The sequence below is a fragment of the Methylocaldum sp. RMAD-M genome (assembly GCF_017832375.1).
Taxonomy (GTDB): Bacteria; Pseudomonadota; Gammaproteobacteria; order Methylococcales; family Methylococcaceae; genus Methylocaldum.
Window position 1 is genome coordinate 214,278 of sequence record NZ_JAFIBZ010000002.1, and the last position, 17,186, is coordinate 231,463.

Below are 17,186 nucleotides of genomic sequence, written 5' to 3' on the forward strand. Positions count from 1 at the left end.
TCGCGACCTGGAAGCTTCCGCGAAACGCGGTATGGCAATGGCGGCGTATGCATCAGCACTCAATAAGCAATCGTGACATTTGTTTGGTTATTCCAGGAATAGCCAGAGGAGAACGCAAGAGAATGAAAATGAACAAAACCTTAGTTCTGGGCGCTTTGTTGTTGACCGGCACGATGGGTAGCGCCATTGCCGCCGAAAACGCCGCTGGCGTAAAGGAATTCATGGTCAAGACCGTCCAGACCACCAAGGAAGCCCAGGCCGCTGCAACCGCTGGCGACAAGGACGGCTGCCTGTCTGCCATCAAGCAGACCAAGCAGAACTATAAGGAAATCACCGGCGACGCGGCTGGCAAGCCCTTGCAGGACGCCATGAAGAAGGTTCGGCAAGCCCAAGACCTTTGCGCAGCCGGAAACACGTCCGAAGCCGCACCGCTCTTGAGCGAAGCCGCCGCCGCCATGGAAAAGGTCAACGCCGGCATCAAATAAGATGCCTGCAACCTGTCTGTCTTGAGACAGGCTGGAAGTATAAAAGCAGGGCGGCAACCGCCCTGCTTTTTTTTGTGCCCGGCACTCAACCCATCGCCCCTACTAAGGCTTCGGCGAACTCGCTGGTTTTCACCTCGCGTGCGCCTTCCATCTGCCGTGCAAAGTCGTAAGTGACGATCTTCTGGCCGACAACGGCACTATAAGCGTTTTCTACCGTTTTCGCGGCTTCGTGCCATCCCAGGTATTCAAGCAACATTACCCCGCTGAAGAGCAGTGAGCCGGGATTAGCTTTGTCCTGGCCGGCGTATTTGGGCGCGGAACCATGGGTTGCTTCGAATACGGCGATGAAATCGCCGATGTTGCCTCCCGGCGCAATACCAACACCTCCTACTTCCGCCGCGACCGCATCCGAAAGATAATCGCCGTTCAAGTTGAGCGTAGCGATGACGTCAAACTCTTCGGGACGAAGCAGCATCTGCTGGAACATGATATCGGCGATGCGGTCCTTGATGACGATCTTGCCATCCGGCTGTTTGCCGCCATGGAATCTGTTCAATTCCTCTTCGGTGATGGTCTGACCGGCGAACTCCGTACGAGCGAGTTCGTAACCCCAGTTCCGGAACGCGCCCTCGGTGAATTTCATGATATTGCCTTTGTGCATCAAGGCAACGCTCTTCCGCCCGTGATCGAGCGCATAGCGGATGGCTTTGCGGATCAGCCGCTTGCTTCCGAATTCGCTCACCGGTTTCACCCCGAGAGCACTGCCCTCATGGAAATCTGCCTTGAGCTCTTGTTTCAGAAAACGCTCGAGTTTAAAGGCTTCGGGCGATCCCGCCGGATATTCGACGCCTGCGTAAACATCCTCGGTGTTTTCCCGAAAGATGACCACATCCACCGCTTCGGGATGACGCAGGGGCGACGGCACTCCCGGAAAATGGCGTACCGGGCGAACGCATGCGTAAAGATCAAGGGTTTGTCGAAGGGACACGTTGATGGACCGCATTCCCCCACCCACAGGGGTCGTCAAAGGACCTTTGATGGATACGACCAAGTCCTTTAGCGCGTGCACCGCTTCGTCGGGAAAAGCGTTGCCGTAGAGTGCAGCGGCTTTTTCTCCGAGAAAGAGCTCGCACCAATGGATTTTGCGCGCCCCGCCGTATGCTTTGGCGACCGCTGCGTTCCAAACGCGGAGGGATGCGCGCGTAATATCCGGGCCGATGCCGTCGCCTTCGACGTAGCCGACGACGGGCTCGTCAGGAACACGAAGCTTGCCGTCCCGAACGCTGATTTTTTCGCCGCCGGCAGGAAGCCGAATGTGCTGGTAATCCATGGCGACCTCCATGAAATAGCGTAGAGAACTGAGATACTGACCGACGCAGAAATCCGCGACGATCTAGCCCTTAGAAGCAGTCTTCAAACGTCACGAGCGACGTCAAGGAAAGGCGCGAAAGGGCGACCCGAAGCCGCCAGCAGGCCCGTGGAGGGAACAGCCGTTAGCCTGGCCCGCAGGGCGAACCGCAAGGATCGGGCGAGTCAAAACCGGAGTGTACCGAGGAGTACATGACCATTTCTCCGGGAGAGAAATGGGACGCACGATAGCGCGCCCGGTAGGGTGAAAAACAGAGATGTTTTTCATCAGCATCTTGAACCCTTGAACAACGCCGGCATGACGGCGCGCAGCAGTTTGAAGACAGCTTCTCAGGCGGAATAGGCTCCGATCTCGGGCCTATTATGCTTGGGCAAAATAGTGGTGTAAAAATTCGTCGAAAGAGAGTTTGTCGCCAGCTTCCATTTGCTGCTGTTCCTCGAGCGATTCGTCGGTCAGCCGGCGAAAGAATTCGGCTCGCTCGGCGGATAGGAAGCGATCACGGAACACCCTCGCATGCTCCTTCGATATCCGCAGCGCATATTCCTCGAACGATTCTCCACTCGCCCTCATTTCGGCCAGCATGCGGGCGGAAGGCGTCAGTTCGGGATCGAAAAACTTGGCGGCCTGTTCCTCCAGGCTTCGCGTGTAGGGTTTAGACACGTCTTCCGCATCGAGAATTTCTGCGATGCCGCGCATGGCCTCAAGTATTTCCGCCGCCCAGTCCTTCAACAAAACCTCTCGGCCTTTGCGCCGAAGCTTGAACCCGGGCGTACGGCCGCAACACGCGACCGCCATGCCGTTCTGGCTGACTTCTCTCTTCTCCGCGGAATCGAGTGGGGGACTTTGTTCCAAAAGGCAAAAAAGCAGAAAGATTTCCAGAAAGCGCAGCTGATCCAGGTTTGCCCCGGCAGGACTGAAGCACTCCAAGTCCAGCGATCTAAGCTCCAAATAACGCACTCCGCGCCGCTTTAGGGCAAGCGTAGGCTTTTCACCGGACTCGGCGATTTGTTTGGGACGGATGACGCTGTAATACTCGTTTTCGATCTGGAGAATGTTGCCGTTCAGCTGACGGTAATCTCCATTCACCTTCACGCCGATCTTCTCGTAAAGCGGATAAGGCGTCGCTATGGCCTTGCCGAGAGTCGCCACGTAGTCGTCGAGATTATTAAAAGAGATATCGAGCCCGGCCTGGCTGTCGTTCTTGTACCCGATATCGCTCATGCGCAGCGAAGTCGCATAGGGGCGAAAAAGCGTTCGGGCGTCGAACTCCGAAAATCTGGACGCAAGATGCTCTCGTCCGTTGAAAAACGACTTGGCGAATGCCGGAGAGGCGCCGAACAAATAGATTGTTAACCACCCGTAGCGATGAACGTTGCGCACCATGCCGAAATAGTTGCCTGCGATAAAGCTGGACAAGGAGTCCGCCCCGCCTTCCAACTCGCACAGGACCGGCCATAACGCTTCGTTGACCGAATAATTGAAATGAACGCCGGCAATGGCCTGCATCATCCGCCCGTAGCGATAGGCGAGTCCGCGCCGGTAAATGTGTTTCATCCGACCGATATTGGAGGTTCCGTATTCGGCAATGGGGATGCTTTCGTCACCGGTCACGCCGCAGGGCATGGAAGTCGCGAGTAAGATCTCGTCTCCCAGATTGCGGTATATGAAGGTATGCAGGTCTTTAAGAAACCGCAGCGCTTCCGCCGGGTCGGCACAGGGCGGCGTAATCAGCTCGATCAGCGCCTCGGAATAATCCGTGGTGACATAAGGATGAGTCAGCGCCGATCCTACTCCCATCGGATGCGGCGTATGCGCGATGACGCCGTCGGCCGCAAGCCGAAGGCTTTCCTTCTCCAGCCCTTTGAGGCCGTTCCTCAGCAGATGTTGTTGGCCGGTATGAATAAGCTGGTTAAGCCGGGAGTCTATGCTTTGGCTCAAGCGCGAATAATCCTTGGTGTTGTTCTTAAAGGCGGGATGACTCGTGAAATCGCGGAATGGAAATCCGGATTCGACGGACTACAAAACACCCGAATCCATTTTCATTCTATCAGAGAAGCGCGATCGGCCTGTACAGTAAACCGCTATCTCGGTTTAAAGGAGCCTCACCAACTGAACAGCACCCATTGCGGAATCCGCAAGTCATCCTCCAAATCGCTGCGCCGTACGTCCATATTACCGTCGCCGTCGGTGTCGAGCAGATAATAGGCCGGACCGATCGCTGGCTTGATCTTTACCATGTAAAGCCGATTATTGATCCGGTATTCTTCGATAGTGTCCTTGCCCCGCCGGATAATCGTGACATCCGGCTCCAAGGGCTCACCGCTCTCGACCTGCGGCGGAATATCCGGCGGCTCGGGCACCGGAGCGAGTTCACCCTGCGCTTGGGCGGAGGCTGCGACAACCAAAAGACAAAGCGAAATAATCCGTAGCATGATGAATCCTGCTGAAAGGACTGGGTTTTGAGATTTGCCAATGATAGTACATATCGGATCGAGAAATCCGATTACATGGCCAGACGTCCTGCCGATAATCGAACGATCGAGAGCTCGGTTAATCCCATGGCTCAAGAAACTACCTGGCACATCACATGTTCGCGATGATAATCGTCAACTCTGCATACCGTTCCATCCGCACCGAGTTAGGCTGGGATGGAGTCAATCAGCTGTCCTCATCTAAGGGACCGACGCGGTTTGGCTAAATTCCCGGAATCGAGCAAGGATATTCGCCATGGCCAGACGAAGCGATCATAGCCGCGACGAAATTCGCGAAATGGCTTTAAAAGCAGCGGAAGCCATCGTCGAGCGGGAAGGCGCGGCAGGTCTCAGCACGCGCAAGATCGCGAACGAAATCGGCTATACCGCAGGCAGCCTCTATTTGATTTTCGAGAACCTGGACGACTTGATTTTCCGGGTGAACGCCCGGACTTTGGCCGAATTAGCCCTCGAACTCGACCAAGCTACGGCTGAGAAAAACGATACCGAAGCTGTACTGGTGGAACTGGGCCGCATTTATCTCCGCTTCGCCGCGTCACACCGGGGACGCTGGGACCTGATTTTCGGACGCGGATCGCCCACGGCAACCGCCTCGCCCGGCTGGTACCGCAACCATGTCCTCGCCTTGTTCGATCGGGTCGAAAAATGTCTCGCCCGACTCGGTCCGGCCCGAAATCCGACGGAAGTCGCACTGGCCGCTCGAGCGCTTTGGGGAGGCGTGCACGGCGTCTGCACCTTGGCGCTTACCGATAAGCTGGACATCGCCGGTCTTCCCGATGCCGAGAAACTGACGACTTCGCTGATCCGAAACTTTTTATCCGGCTGGATGCGGCAAAATTAGTTCACGGACTCTAGAACGCTGATCGGCAAGGCACCCCCCGATCGCAAGACTAATTCGTTTTGTCCTCGCCCCATGCGGCGAAGGCTTTTTGCCGGTAAACTGGTTTACTTTTCCGAATAGTCTCTAGCGCCGAACGATGAACGACAATCAACTTTTGCGTTATAGCCGACAGATACTGCTGCCTCAGATCGACGTCGAGGGCCAGGAAAAGCTGCTGGATTCCAGGGCATTGATTATCGGTCTCGGCGGTCTCGGCTCGCCCGCCGCCATGTATTTGGCCGCCGCCGGGGTCGGCAGCCTGGCGCTGAACGACTACGATGTCGTGGAAATATCCAACCTTCAGCGCCAGATCGCGCACGGCACGGAGAACATCGGAGAACCTAAGGCGGTTTCGGCGCGTAAAGCCCTCGAACGGCTAAACCCCGATGTGAGAGTCACCGAACTCACATCCCGCTTGGAGGGGGCACAATTGGAGCAGGAAATCGCTCGGGCCGACGTGGTGCTGGATTGCTCGGATAACTTCACCACCCGTTTCGCCGTCAACGCCGCTTGCGTAAGAACGCGAACGCCGCTGGTTTCCGGAGCGGTGATCCGCTTCGAGGGACAACTGGCCGTATTCACTCCGGGCGTCGGAAACAACCCCTGTTACAACTGCTTGTACGCCGATCACGGCGAACTTGCGGAAAGCTGCGTGCAAACCGGCGTGCTTGCCCCTCTGCCCGGAATCATCGGCAGCCTCCAGGCCCTGGAGGCCATCAAGCTCCTCACGGGCGTCGGCGAACCCTTGGTGGGACGACTTTTATTGCTCGATGCGCTGAGCATGGAGTGGAATCAAATGATCTTGAAAAGAAATCCCAGATGCCCGACTTGCGCTGGATCGGCTTGAGCAATCCAGCGGGCTTCTACTGATTTCCCTTCGAGAAATAGGAATAACTCCCGTTGCTTTCCAAAAATCGGATACGTATACTTTGCCGCGAGCTTTACAAGCCATTCCAAACTAAAGCAATAAATCACTTTTTTGGAGGTAATCCGAAATGAGATGGGAAAAACCGAGCTACAAAGACCTGCGCTTTGGCTTCGAAGTCACGATGTACATCTACAACCGCTAATTCGCCGGTTGAATCCCTGAACGGGGCTCCGCAGCAATGTAGAGCCCCGTTTTTCATTTAAAGGGCTCATCGGAAGCTCTTTTGCTTAGCAAAGATCGAAATGAAAGTCCGAGTGTTGGGCGCCGGCGCGGGCGGCGGTTTCCCGCAGTGGAACTGTAACTGTCACAACTGCTCCAGGCTTCGCCAAGGCCAAGTCAAGGCCAAATCGCGCACTCAGTCGTCGATTGCCGTCAGCAGCGACAACGAGAATTGGGTGCTTTTCAATGCGTCGCCCGACATCCGCACTCAACTGGAAGCCTTTCAGGCCGTCCATCCAAGGCACGGCATCCGTGACAGCGGTATCAAGGCCATCGTCCTGATCGACAGCCAAATCGATCACACCACGGGACTGTTGATGCTGCGCGAGTCCACTCGACCTTTGGACATTTATTGCAGCGAGATGGTGAAACAGGACCTGTCGACGGGATTCCCTGTATTTAAGATGCTGGAGCACTACTGCGGAGTCAACCACCATAGCACGCCTCTGGACGGTAGCGGCTTCGCGATTCCCGGGATTCACGACCTGAAGTTCTACACCCATTCGCTGAAAAGCAAGGCACCGCCCTATTCGCCTCATCGGCACGATCCGCACGAAGGCGACAACATCGGGGTCATCATCGAGCAGATATCTTCGGGCAAGAAACTTTATTACGCGCCGGGACTCGGAGAAATAGAACCTCACGTGTTCGCGGCCATGCAGCAGGCTGACTGCATGTTGGTCGACGGCACGTTCTGGCAGGAGGATGAGATGGGCCGTGCCGGAATTTGCGATAAGCTTGCCCGCGACATGGGACATCTACCCCAATCAGGTTCGGACGGCATGATCGAAGTGCTGAAAAATGCACCCAAAGCACGGAAGATTTTGATTCACATCAATAATACCAACCCGATCTTGGACGAAGATTCGCCGGAGCGAAAAACCCTTACCGGAGCGGGCATCGAAGTTGCCTGCGACAGCATGGAAATCGACCTGTGAGAAACACCATGAGCGAACCGACACCTTGGACCCGAGAAGAATTCGAAGCCAAATTGCGCGAGAAAGAGGCGTATTATCATATTAACCATCCCTACCATGTGCTCATGGCTGACGGCAAGCTCAGCAAAGAGCAAATTCAAGGGTGGGTTGCGAATCGCTTCTATTACCAAATCAAGATCCCGGTCAAAGACTCCGCCATTCTGGCGAATTGCCCCGATCGCGAAACCCGACGCCAGTGGATTCAGCGGATACACGATCACGACGGCTGGGGCGACGATGCCGGCGGCATCGAAGCCTGGACGCGACTCGGTATTGCTGTAGGCATCCCCCGAGACGAACTCTGGTCGCTAAAGCACGTATTGCCCGGCGTCCGCTTTGCCGTGGACGCTTATGTCAATTTCGCCCGCCAGGCATCCTGGCAGGAAGCGGCCTGTTCGTCGCTGACCGAGCTGTTCGCGCCGACCATTCACAAGCAGCGCTTGTCCGGCTGGCCCGACCTGTATCCGTGGATCGACCAGGATGGACTCGCCTATTTCCGGAAACGGGTGAGTCAGGCCAGCCGCGATGTGGAACACGGCCTCGCCATCACACTGGACTATTTCAAGACTCGCGAGCAACAGGAGCGCGCCCTGGAAATCCTCCAGCTCAAGCTGGACATTCTGTGGAGCATGCTTGACGCGATGTACTTGGCCTATATCGAAAACAAGCCGCCCTACTTCAATATCAAGCCTTGAAACCATGGCCTTAGACGCCCAAAGCCTCTTTGCCTTCTCGCCCCTGCATCGACTGCAATGGGAAGAAGCCCAACAGCGTTACGTGATCCTTTATCCCGAGGGCCTGGTCGAGTTAAACCTGCCCGCCGCCGAAATCCTCAAGCTGTGCGACGGCACACGCGATTTGGACGGAATCGTTTCCGAACTTGAGACGAAATTCGAAACCACCGGTCTAAGGGACGACATTTCCGAACTCCTGCAATCTGCCTTGGATAATGGTTGGATCAGACAAATTCCCCGTCAGTAGTCCGCGCTGGCTATTAGCCGAACTGACCTACACCTGCCCGCTACAGTGCCCGTATTGTTCCAATCCCGTCGACTTCGCGAGACATAAGGACGAACTCGACACCGAAGACTGGCTGAGAGTATTTTCCGAAGCCCGCGAAATGGGCGCGGTGCAACTCGGCTTGTCGGGTGGCGAACCGCTGGTGCGCCAGGACTTGCCTATCCTGGTCAGACACGCCCGAGAGCTGGGCTATTACGTCAACCTGATTACCTCCGGCTATAAGCTCGACGAGGACAGGATCGCCGAGCTGAAGAATGCCGGACTGGATCACATTCAGGTCAGTATTCAGGCACCCGAAAAGACGCTGAACAACTATCTGGCCGGCACCGAATCGTTCGAGCAAAAGAAAGAGGTGGCCCGACTGGTCAAGAAGCACGGCTACCCCATGGTTCTGTGCGTCGTGATCCACCGCCAGAACATCCACCTGATGCGCGAAATTCTCGAAATGGCCGTCGAACTGGAAGCCGATTATCTTGAACTGGCCAATACCCAGTATTACGGCTGGGCGCATCTCAATCGCGATCAGCTGCTGCCGACCCGCGAGCAGTTCCAGGAAGCCGAGGCCATTGCCCAGGACTATAAGGAAAAGCTCAAGGGAAAGATGAAAATTTACTACGTGGTGCCGGACTACTACGAAGATCGGCCGAAGGCCTGCATGAACGGCTGGGGGACGACGTTTCTGACCATCGCTCCGGACGGTCTTGCCCTCCCCTGCCACGAAGCCCGGTCGCTGCCGGGACTCGACTGCCCCAACGTACGCGATATGAGCGTACGCGACATTTGGCTACACTCCGATGCCTTCAACAAATTTCGCGGATACGATTGGATGAAGGAGCCTTGCCGGTCTTGCCCGGAAAAGACCCGAGACTTCGGCGGCTGTCGCTGCCAGGCCTATCTTTTCACCGGCGATATGACCGCCGCCGATCCGGTGTGCAGCAAATCTCCCCATAGGCATGCCGTATTCGAAGCGATCGCCAGTGCGCGCTCGGCAGCTGAAACCGGCGAAACGAAACCGATGGTGTTCCGCAACACCAAGAACTCTAAGTCTTTTAGCGGCTAAGTCTGATTACTCTCAAACGGGCGGACCGCCACGCTCGTTCGAATCCGAGCACATAAACCGTCCGGAAGCATTATCGGCTTTCCGCCGCCAACTGGCGATGATATTCGGCCAAACGACGGCTTTCTTGGGCTGCCATTTCCAGATCCCGGATCATGGCTTCGGCACGCGCTTTCAAATCCAGAATCTGCTTGCCGTACTTGTGTGGATTAGCCTGATACTGGATCAGCATCTCGCGCTCTTCATCCGCATCGGCCTGCATCGTCTGCGCGATTTCATCATAGTGACTCGCGAGCCGCTCGTGCGCTTCCCGTGTGTCCGCCGTCTGCACGGCATACGCCCAATTGGGCGGACGTGGCCCTTCCTGCGTCGCGCATCCCCCTAGCACGACCAGCAGCGCGGGAACAATGACCTGGACAATCCTTATCCTCATAACACCTCCTTCCGGTCAAGATCGTTAATCCATCAAGACTCCGATAGCAGACCAGTACCGGCAATACCTATCCGTGCAGAATCGCCTTGCGGATACGTTGAAACCACTTTTCACGGCCGTCTCGACGTTTTTGCCGATTCGTCAGGATACCTCGTAGAGGCGATTCATTTCCGGGATTTTCAGCACCCCGCCGATCCGAAATCCCGGTGATCGAACCTGGCCGAATCCTCCGCCGACCGTCGCGCCGCCAGAAGGGCTTCCAGAGTACCGAACCATATGAGGTAATAGCCGAACAATTCCAGGCTTTCCTCGATGATTTGCTTATATCCGGTCTTAAAATCGCTTCCCATGACCAGTTTCAGCAGCTCGGCGTGACCTACCAACTGAGCCAGCACCGCCACGGCCAGAAATCCTGACCAAAGAAAACCGAAAGGCGCCGAGTGAATCAAAGTACAAATCTGTTCCGGTAAGACTTTTCGGTTACGCCAGCCAATCATTAGCAACACGAAAAGCGAAATGCCTGCCGGCAATTGCCTATCCCACCAATAGTCCCACTCACGTATCGAAGCGATCACGGCGAACATTCCGAGCATCAGAAACAAAGGCCGACGGTGCTTCAAGCGCCAAGCACCGAAAAAATAGAGAGACATGATCACCATGATCAGGCCATATTGCAGCCACTCGACAAAATACCCTTCGCTGAAAACGTTTTCCGCATCGGCTCGGCTCGACCTCGCCAGGTAATCGTAAGTAACGAAAATTGCGAGGAAATAAAAAATCAACCTTATCGAGCCGAATACGATAGCAGTTCTATTTTTATGATCGATTTTTTCCGCCATTGGTTGCATACCCCTTCAAATCCCTCATCCATCAACCCGCGGCAATGGAGGAACCGATTGGAATCTCGTTTAGTCGTTCATTTTTATTTCCTTCCCTGAACATGCTAGCCGTAGGCGTGCGGTCACACACTATGATTTGCCCAGACCTTCCCACGGCTCATACAGAGCATCGGTTTCGATCTCGAACAACCCGAGAATCCGTCCCACTGTCTCGTCGATAAGCGCCGCCAACGTTTTCGCCCTGCCGTAAAACGCCGGCAACGGGGGGAAGATGATGCCCCCCATTTCCGTAACGGCGGCCATGTTGCGGATGTGCGCCAAATTCAACGGCGTTTCGCGCGGCACCACGACCAATCGACGACGCTCCTTAAGTGTTACGTCGGCCGCGCGCGAGATCAGGTTGTCGGAAAATCCGTGCGCCACTGCCGCCAAGGTTTTCATCGAGCACGGCGCGATAATCATGCCGTGGGTCTTGAACGCACCACTCGCGATGCTGGCTCCGACATCGTTGACATCGTGAACGACATCGGCAAACGCGCACACCTCGGCGCGCTTCATGCCCAATTCATGATGGATATTGAGCACACCCGCCGAGGAAACGATCAGGTGCGTTTCCCATCCCCCGATGTCGCGCAGCACCTGAAGCAGGCGCAAGCCGTATACGGCACCGGTCGCGCCGGTCATTGCAATGATCAGGCGTTTATCTCCGTTCATGACCCGAACCGCTCGGCCATTTCATCCGCGGCCGTAACCAAGGCATCGATCATTTCATCGCCGGCAGCGATATGGCCGGCATTCGGCAAAACGCGCAGCTCGGAGTTCGGCAGGCGCTTGTAAAGACTGAACGACGATTCGACGGGGCAAACCAAATCCCGACGGCCATGGATCAAAATTACCGGCAAATGACGAATCCTGTCACATTGCTCCAAAATCGCATTCTCCGGGATGAAATATCTGTTCACTGCATAATGGAGTTCGATCCGAGCTTGGTTGACCGCCTCGGACGATACATGCTCGTTCAGATCCGATGAGTCGAACTCGTTGCCGACAATGACCTGGCCGCTCCACAGCGCCCATGCGCGGGCGGCACGCCGCTGGGCCAATTCATCATCGCCGGTCAGGCATGAATACAAGTAAGACAAAGAATGAGGCCGCTCAGGCTCCGGGATATTTTCCATAAATCGTTCCCACGCCTCCGGATAAACTCGGTCCGCGCCCGAACCGATGAACCATTCGATATCGCGCTGGCGGGCCAGAAACGCCGCCCTAAGCACCAGTCCGGCGATCCTGGACGAATGGCGCTGCGCATAAACGAGCGCCAGGGTCGCGCCCCAGGAGCCCCCGAAAACCGACCAGCGATCGATTCGAAGCGCATGGCGGATATACTCCAAATCACGGATCAAGTCGGACGTGGTGTTGCCGTGGAGCTCTCCATGGGGAAGCGAACGCCCAGCGCCTCGCTGATCTATAAGAATAATCCGGTACTTGTTGGGATTGAAAAAAGAGCGGTGATAAGCCCTGCAGCCGGAACCCGGTCCACCGTGCAAGAACACGACGGGCATTCCGGAGGGATTCCCGCATTCTTCCACATAGATCTGATGCTTATTCCGTTTGAATTGATGGACCGCGTAGGGTTCGATTTCGGGGTAGAGAATTCTCATGACAGGCTCAGGTCGGGCAGGAATTTGGACCTGGCGTAACGGAATAATGAACCAGCGGAGAACCTAACTGCCAATCCGGAACGCAGACAAAACCGCCATCGATTGATGGCAGCATTTCAGAGCAATATTCATATCGTGTTTCGATGCGGACGATGTCGAAAAATTCTACACCTGCATCGGACAATCGGACGTATTTTCTCGGCAAGAAAAAAGGGGGATTCTCATCCCCCTTTTCTTTTCGGCTTGAAAGGCTCTTAGAAGCCGAAACCGAGATAAGCGCCGGCGGTAAGGCCGTCGGTGTCTACGCCCTTGACCGAATATGCACCGCCCTTACTTTTGAAATCCAAATCGTCGCCAGTAAAGTGATAACGGAAATCAAGACCCGCCCACAGATCGCCCCAGATCTTGTATTCGGCGCCGGCGCCCAGCATCAGGCCGGGATTGAGCACGGTTACGCCGCTGGACGGCGGGCTGATGACGTGGATGCCGAGACCGAACGGAATGATCCACGGCCGGAAGTTGCCCATATTGTTGAACTTGATTTTCGGTGCGGCCGTTAGAGTGAACTGCGTAATCTTATTTTCGATGGTCCCGACAACAGCGCCAGCAGGAGCATCCGCAAGATTAGCCGCGCCAACCAAAGTATTGGTACCGGTACCGTAGTTCTTGTATTCGAACATGACTTCGCCGTCGAGCGAGGCGATGTCGGTCAGGCCCCAGAAATCGTCGGTCAACTGATGATCGAAACCGGCGCCGACATACCAACCATCGTTGTCGTTCTCGGTCTTGTTATCCAGCAGCGTCTCCTGGAGAGGTGCGTTCTTATAGCCCCGACCATGCTCCATTTTGGCATAACCGCCGCGGAAGAAGAGCAGATCATGATGCTCTTTCTCATGCTCCTCGGCTTCGGCAAGTTGCTGTTCGACCTTCTGCTGCTGCGCGTCCATCCGTTCCGCATTGGCCTTGGCATCGGAACGCGCCTTCGCCAATTCCGAACGCAACGCGCGCATCTCGTCTTCCATCATCTGCAAACGTCTTTCGATATCGGCCTGAGCAGACGTACCTTTGTAGTGGCTCTCCGCCATAGCCTGCTGCGGCGCCAGGCCGGCCACCGCGACAGCGGCAGTAACCATTGCTGCCATACCAGTCGATTTCTTGATCATTCTTATTCCCCCTCGTGCGAGTTGAACCTAAATCCGTTGCATGCCAGCAACAAAAAGTTGCATGTCGGCACGATCCTAACAAAAAAATCTCCATACAACAATTAGTCTATTTCATTATTTTTGCTAATTGTGGCTATTTGGACCGTTGCTTTTCTTGGGCTAGCCGAAACATACAGCCTTGCGGTTATAATGGCGAGTTAGGCTGCAACAGACAGTTTGTGGGGCCACGGCTCAGGCTATCGCCGCGTGATATCGCTGAGCACGAGGACGACCGCCTGGATATCAAGCGAATGCCTGGCCCTCCCTTGCTCCTTGCCCGCGGCGAATCAATCCATAAGAATTTAAGACATTGCCTGTTTTAATCGGGATATGACGGATATTCGCCCGGATGCAACATTCACTGGTCCAAAATAAATACAGAGACACGACATGGCCGTAAAAAATCGATTACACCGTAGCGAGTTGGCTGTTCCGGGCAGCAACAAGCGTATGTTGGAAAAAGCGCCCGAATCCGGCGCCGACGTAGTCTTTCTCGACCTGGAAGATGCCGTCGCTCCGGACGATAAAGAGCAGGCGCGGGCCAACATCATCGAGGCCTTGAATACCTATGACTGGTCGAAATGCGCCGTTTCCATCCGAATCAACGGACTCGACACCCATTACGCCTACCGCGATCTCGTAGAAGTGGCCGAAGCCTGCGGCGACAAGCTCGACACCATTCTGATCCCCAAAGTGGGCAGCGCCGCCGACGTGTATTTCGTCGCCACCATGCTGTCCCAAATCGAGGCTTATAAAGGCTTCAAGCCCATCAACATCCACGTATTGATCGAGACCGCAATGGGCATGGCGAACGTGGAAGAGATCGCGAAAAGCTGCCCCGAGCGCATGGAGGCCATGGTGTTCGGCGTGGCCGACTACGCCGCCTCAGTTCGCGCCCGCACCACGCAGATCGGCGGAGCCAATCCCGAGTATGGCATGCTCACCGATCCCGACGAAAACGGCCAGCGTTATTTCCATTGGGGCGATCAGTGGCATTTCGGCATTTCCCGCATGGTCGCTGCCTGCCGCGCCTACGGGCTGCGGCCCATCGACGGTCCGTTCGGCGATTTCGGCGACCCTGAAGGCTACAAGGTCGCCGCGCGCCGTGCCGCCGCTCTCGGTTGCGAAGGCAAGTGGGCCATTCACCCGTCCCAGATCGCCCTGGCGAACGAAGTCTTTACCCCTACCGAAAAGGAAGTGAATCGCGCCCGCCGCATCTTGGTCGAAATGGAAAAGGCGGCGAAGGAAGGCAAGGGCGCCGTGTCCCTGGACGGCCGCCTGATCGACGCTGCTTCTATCCGCATGGCCGAAAATGTGGTCAGACAGATCGAACAAATAGAGGCCCGCCAGTCGTAGGGGATTTCCGTCGGTCGGGTTACCGAATCGTAACCCGACATTCCTATCGTCGGGTTACGGTCTGCCGGCCCAGCCTGACCTACATTGAAGAGAGGAAAGCAATCAGTGAACATCCATGAATATCAAGCGAAGGAACTGCTGAAATCATACGGTGTGCCGGTTCCGGTTGGCGGCGTCGCCTACTCCGACCAGCAGGCGGCTCAGGTGGCCGAGGAAATCGGCGGCAATAAGTGGGTCGTCAAAGCACAGATTCATGCCGGCGGCCGCGGCAAGGCGGGCGGCGTGAAGGTCGTCGACTCCATCGCCGAGGTGCAAAAAACCGCCGATGCCATGATCGGCACCCACCTGGTCACCCATCAGACCGGCCCCGAAGGCTCCATCGTCCAGCGTGTCTGGATCGAGCAAGCCAGCGACATCAAAAAGGAATTCTACCTAGGCTTCGTGATCGACCGCGGCTCTCAGCGCATCACCATCATCGCATCCAGCGAAGGCGGCATGGAAATCGAAGAGGTCGCCAAAGCGACCCCCGAAAAGATCGTCAAGGAAGTCATCGACCCCGCAATCGGCCTTCTGGACTTTCAGTGCCGTAAAGTCGCCACCGCCATCGGCCTCAAGGGCAAGCTGATGCCGCAAGCCGTCAAGCTGATGAAATCCATCTACCGCTGCATGCGCGACAAGGACGCCCTGCAGGCCGAAATCAATCCCCTAGCCATCGTCGGGAACGGTGACGACAAACTGATGGTGCTCGACGCCAAGTTCAGCTTCGACGACAACGCCCTCTACCGCCAGAAAGCCGTCACGGAAATGCGCGACCTGGCCGAGGAAGACCCGAAAGAGGTCGAAGCCTCCGGCCACGGCCTCAACTACATCGCGCTCGACGGCAACATCGGCTGCATCGTCAATGGTGCCGGTCTCGCCATGGCTTCGTTGGACGCCATCACCCTGCACGGCGGACGTCCGGCCAATTTCCTCGATGTCGGCGGCGGCGCCTCTCCCGAAAAAGTCACCAACGCTTGCCGTATCGTGCTGGAAGATCCCAACGTCAAGTGCATCCTGGTAAACATTTTCGCCGGCATCAACCGCTGCGACTGGATCGCCAAAGGTTTGATCCAAGCCTGCAACAGCCTCCAGATCAAGGTTCCGCTGATCGTGCGCCTGGCCGGCACCAATGTGGAAGAAGGCCGCAAGATCCTGGCGGAATCCGGCCTCTCCTTCATTACCGCCGAAAATCTGGACGACGCGGCGACCAAAGCGGTCGAAACGGTGAGAGGGTAAGCATCAATGAGCGTATTCGTTAACAAAAACTCCAAGGTCATCTTCCAAGGCTTCACCGGCGAACACGCCACCTTCCATGCCGAAGACGCGATGAAAATCGGCACCAATGTCGTCGGCGGCGTTACGCCCGGCAAGGGCGGCACCACTCATTTGGGTCTACCGGTATTCGACACCGTGGCCGAAGCCGTGGCCGCCACCGGAGCCGACGTTTCCGCCGTATTCGTGCCCCCGCCGTTCAGCGCCGACGCCTTGATGGAGGCCGTCGATGCAGGAATCAAAGTGGCGGTGACCATCGCCGACGGCGTTCCGGTGCACGACATGATCCGACTCCAGCGCTACCGCACCGGCAAGAATACGATCATCGTCGGCCCCAACACTCCCGGCATCATCACGCCGAGCGAATGCAAGGTGGGCATCATGCCCTCGCACATCTACAAAAAGGGCAACATCGGCATCGTCTCCCGCTCGGGAACGCTCAACTACGAAGCCACCGAGCAAATGGCAGCCCTGGGACTCGGCATCACCACGTCGGTGGGCATCGGCGGCGACCCCATCAACGGCACTGACTTCATGACCGTGCTGCGCGCCTTCGAAGCCGATCCCGAAACCGAAATCGTGGTCATGATCGGCGAGATTGGCGGCCCCCAGGAAGTGGCGGCAGCTCGTTGGGCGAAGGAAAATATGAAAAAGCCCGTCGTCGGCTTCGTAGCCGGCATCGCCGCCCCCACCGGCCGGCGCATGGGGCATGCCGGCGCCATCATTTCCAACGAAGACGACACGGCCAGCGCCAAAATGGACGCCATGGAAGCCTTAGGGCTGTATGTCTCGCGAAACCCGGCCCACATCGGCCAAACCGTGCTGAGGGCGATGAAGGAAAATGGCATCGCCGTTAAATAATCGGATCGTGACCTAGTGCAGGTCGGGAATCCTTTCCCGACATAGCGGGTCGGCAAGGGATTGCCGACCTACGAGACATAGGGTGCGGCGAGGTAA

At 56.3% G+C, this 17,186-nt stretch carries 19 protein-coding genes; 11 read left to right on the plus strand and 8 right to left on the minus strand.

The window, feature by feature from the left end:
- Nucleotides 1-128: 128 nt before the first annotated feature.
- On the plus strand, nt 129-485 hold the full coding sequence (locus JOD69_RS03080) for a hypothetical protein (protein WP_139841149.1): 357 nt from the start codon (nt 129-131) through the stop codon (nt 483-485).
- Between the two features lie 85 nt (nt 486-570).
- On the opposite strand, the gene icd is transcribed toward JOD69_RS03080, so the two are convergent.
- The 3 genes from icd to JOD69_RS03095 all read right to left on the minus strand — a co-directional run bounded on the left by icd (nt 571) and on the right by JOD69_RS03095 (nt 4,286).
- Complete coding sequence (gene icd, locus JOD69_RS03085; protein ID WP_086135295.1) at nt 571-1,815, minus strand: isocitrate dehydrogenase (NADP(+)); 1,245 nt, start codon at nt 1,813-1,815, stop codon at nt 571-573.
- Between the two features lie 399 nt (nt 1,816-2,214).
- A complete protein-coding gene (gene gshA / locus JOD69_RS03090; protein WP_086135294.1) occupies nt 2,215-3,792 on the minus strand; it encodes a glutamate--cysteine ligase in 1,578 nt (525 codons plus the stop codon).
- A gap of 164 nt (nt 3,793-3,956) precedes the next feature.
- Nucleotides 3,957-4,286 carry a DUF2782 domain-containing protein gene (locus JOD69_RS03095; RefSeq protein ID WP_086135293.1) on the minus strand — a complete coding sequence of 110 codons (330 nt, stop codon included), beginning with the start codon at nt 4,284-4,286 and terminating at the stop codon, nt 3,957-3,959.
- Between the two features lie 295 nt (nt 4,287-4,581).
- Between JOD69_RS03095 and JOD69_RS03100 the strand changes: the two genes are divergently transcribed.
- From JOD69_RS03100 to pqqE, 7 genes are all read left to right on the plus strand, one after another.
- Entirely contained in the window at nt 4,582-5,187 is a 606-nt protein-coding gene (locus JOD69_RS03100; RefSeq protein WP_086135292.1) for a TetR/AcrR family transcriptional regulator, read from the plus strand.
- Nucleotides 5,188-5,323: 136 nt separating this feature from the next.
- A complete protein-coding gene (locus tag JOD69_RS03105; RefSeq protein ID WP_077731193.1) occupies nt 5,324-6,073 on the plus strand; it encodes a molybdopterin-synthase adenylyltransferase MoeB in 750 nt (249 codons plus the stop codon).
- A gap of 148 nt (nt 6,074-6,221) precedes the next feature.
- The gene (gene pqqA, locus JOD69_RS03110) at nt 6,222-6,296 is read left to right on the plus strand and encodes a pyrroloquinoline quinone precursor peptide PqqA (RefSeq protein WP_077731218.1); all 75 of its coding nucleotides are present in this window, start codon (nt 6,222-6,224) and stop codon (nt 6,294-6,296) included.
- Between the two features lie 100 nt (nt 6,297-6,396).
- Nucleotides 6,397-7,311, plus strand: coding sequence for a pyrroloquinoline quinone biosynthesis protein PqqB (gene pqqB, locus JOD69_RS03115; protein ID WP_077731192.1), 915 nt, complete (start codon nt 6,397-6,399; stop codon nt 7,309-7,311).
- Nucleotides 7,312-7,319: 8 nt separating this feature from the next.
- Complete coding sequence (gene pqqC / locus JOD69_RS03120) at nt 7,320-8,045, plus strand: pyrroloquinoline-quinone synthase PqqC (protein ID WP_077731191.1); 726 nt, start codon at nt 7,320-7,322, stop codon at nt 8,043-8,045.
- Nucleotides 8,046-8,049: 4 nt separating this feature from the next.
- A complete protein-coding gene (gene pqqD / locus JOD69_RS03125; RefSeq protein WP_077731190.1) occupies nt 8,050-8,331 on the plus strand; it encodes a pyrroloquinoline quinone biosynthesis peptide chaperone PqqD in 282 nt (93 codons plus the stop codon).
- On the plus strand, nt 8,300-9,430 hold the full coding sequence (gene pqqE, locus JOD69_RS03130) for a pyrroloquinoline quinone biosynthesis protein PqqE (protein WP_086135291.1): 1,131 nt from the start codon (nt 8,300-8,302) through the stop codon (nt 9,428-9,430). Before pqqD ends, pqqE begins: the two co-directional genes overlap by 32 nt.
- Before the next feature lie 70 nt (nt 9,431-9,500).
- Here pqqE and JOD69_RS03135 read toward each other — a convergent pair whose 3' ends face one another.
- The 5 genes from JOD69_RS03135 to JOD69_RS03155 all read right to left on the minus strand — a co-directional run bounded on the left by JOD69_RS03135 (nt 9,501) and on the right by JOD69_RS03155 (nt 13,523).
- Complete coding sequence (locus JOD69_RS03135) at nt 9,501-9,860, minus strand: hypothetical protein (RefSeq protein ID WP_086135290.1); 360 nt, start codon at nt 9,858-9,860, stop codon at nt 9,501-9,503.
- Between the two features lie 179 nt (nt 9,861-10,039).
- Entirely contained in the window at nt 10,040-10,699 is a 660-nt protein-coding gene (locus JOD69_RS03140) for a hypothetical protein (protein WP_086135289.1), read from the minus strand.
- 129 nt (nt 10,700-10,828) lie between these two features.
- Nucleotides 10,829-11,413 (minus strand): UbiX family flavin prenyltransferase, encoded by a 585-nt coding sequence (locus JOD69_RS03145; RefSeq protein ID WP_086135288.1) that lies wholly within the window; start codon nt 11,411-11,413, stop codon nt 10,829-10,831.
- A complete protein-coding gene (gene pip / locus JOD69_RS03150) occupies nt 11,410-12,360 on the minus strand; it encodes a prolyl aminopeptidase (RefSeq protein ID WP_086135287.1) in 951 nt (316 codons plus the stop codon). Before pip ends, JOD69_RS03145 begins: the two co-directional genes overlap by 4 nt.
- Before the next feature lie 254 nt (nt 12,361-12,614).
- The gene (locus JOD69_RS03155; RefSeq protein WP_240507111.1) at nt 12,615-13,523 is read right to left on the minus strand and encodes a hypothetical protein; all 909 of its coding nucleotides are present in this window, start codon (nt 13,521-13,523) and stop codon (nt 12,615-12,617) included.
- 429 nt (nt 13,524-13,952) lie between these two features.
- Between JOD69_RS03155 and JOD69_RS03160 the strand changes: the two genes are divergently transcribed.
- The 3 genes from JOD69_RS03160 (at nt 13,953) to sucD (ending at nt 17,090) form a co-directional block, all read left to right on the plus strand.
- Complete coding sequence (locus tag JOD69_RS03160; RefSeq protein ID WP_077731183.1) at nt 13,953-14,918, plus strand: CoA ester lyase; 966 nt, start codon at nt 13,953-13,955, stop codon at nt 14,916-14,918.
- 105 nt (nt 14,919-15,023) lie between these two features.
- On the plus strand, nt 15,024-16,193 hold the full coding sequence (gene sucC, locus JOD69_RS03165) for an ADP-forming succinate--CoA ligase subunit beta (RefSeq protein WP_086135285.1): 1,170 nt from the start codon (nt 15,024-15,026) through the stop codon (nt 16,191-16,193).
- Nucleotides 16,194-16,199: 6 nt separating this feature from the next.
- Nucleotides 16,200-17,090: a succinate--CoA ligase subunit alpha gene (gene sucD, locus JOD69_RS03170; protein WP_077731181.1), complete on the plus strand. Its 891-nt coding sequence runs from the start codon at nt 16,200-16,202 to the stop codon at nt 17,088-17,090.
- Nucleotides 17,091-17,186 lie beyond the last annotated feature (96 nt).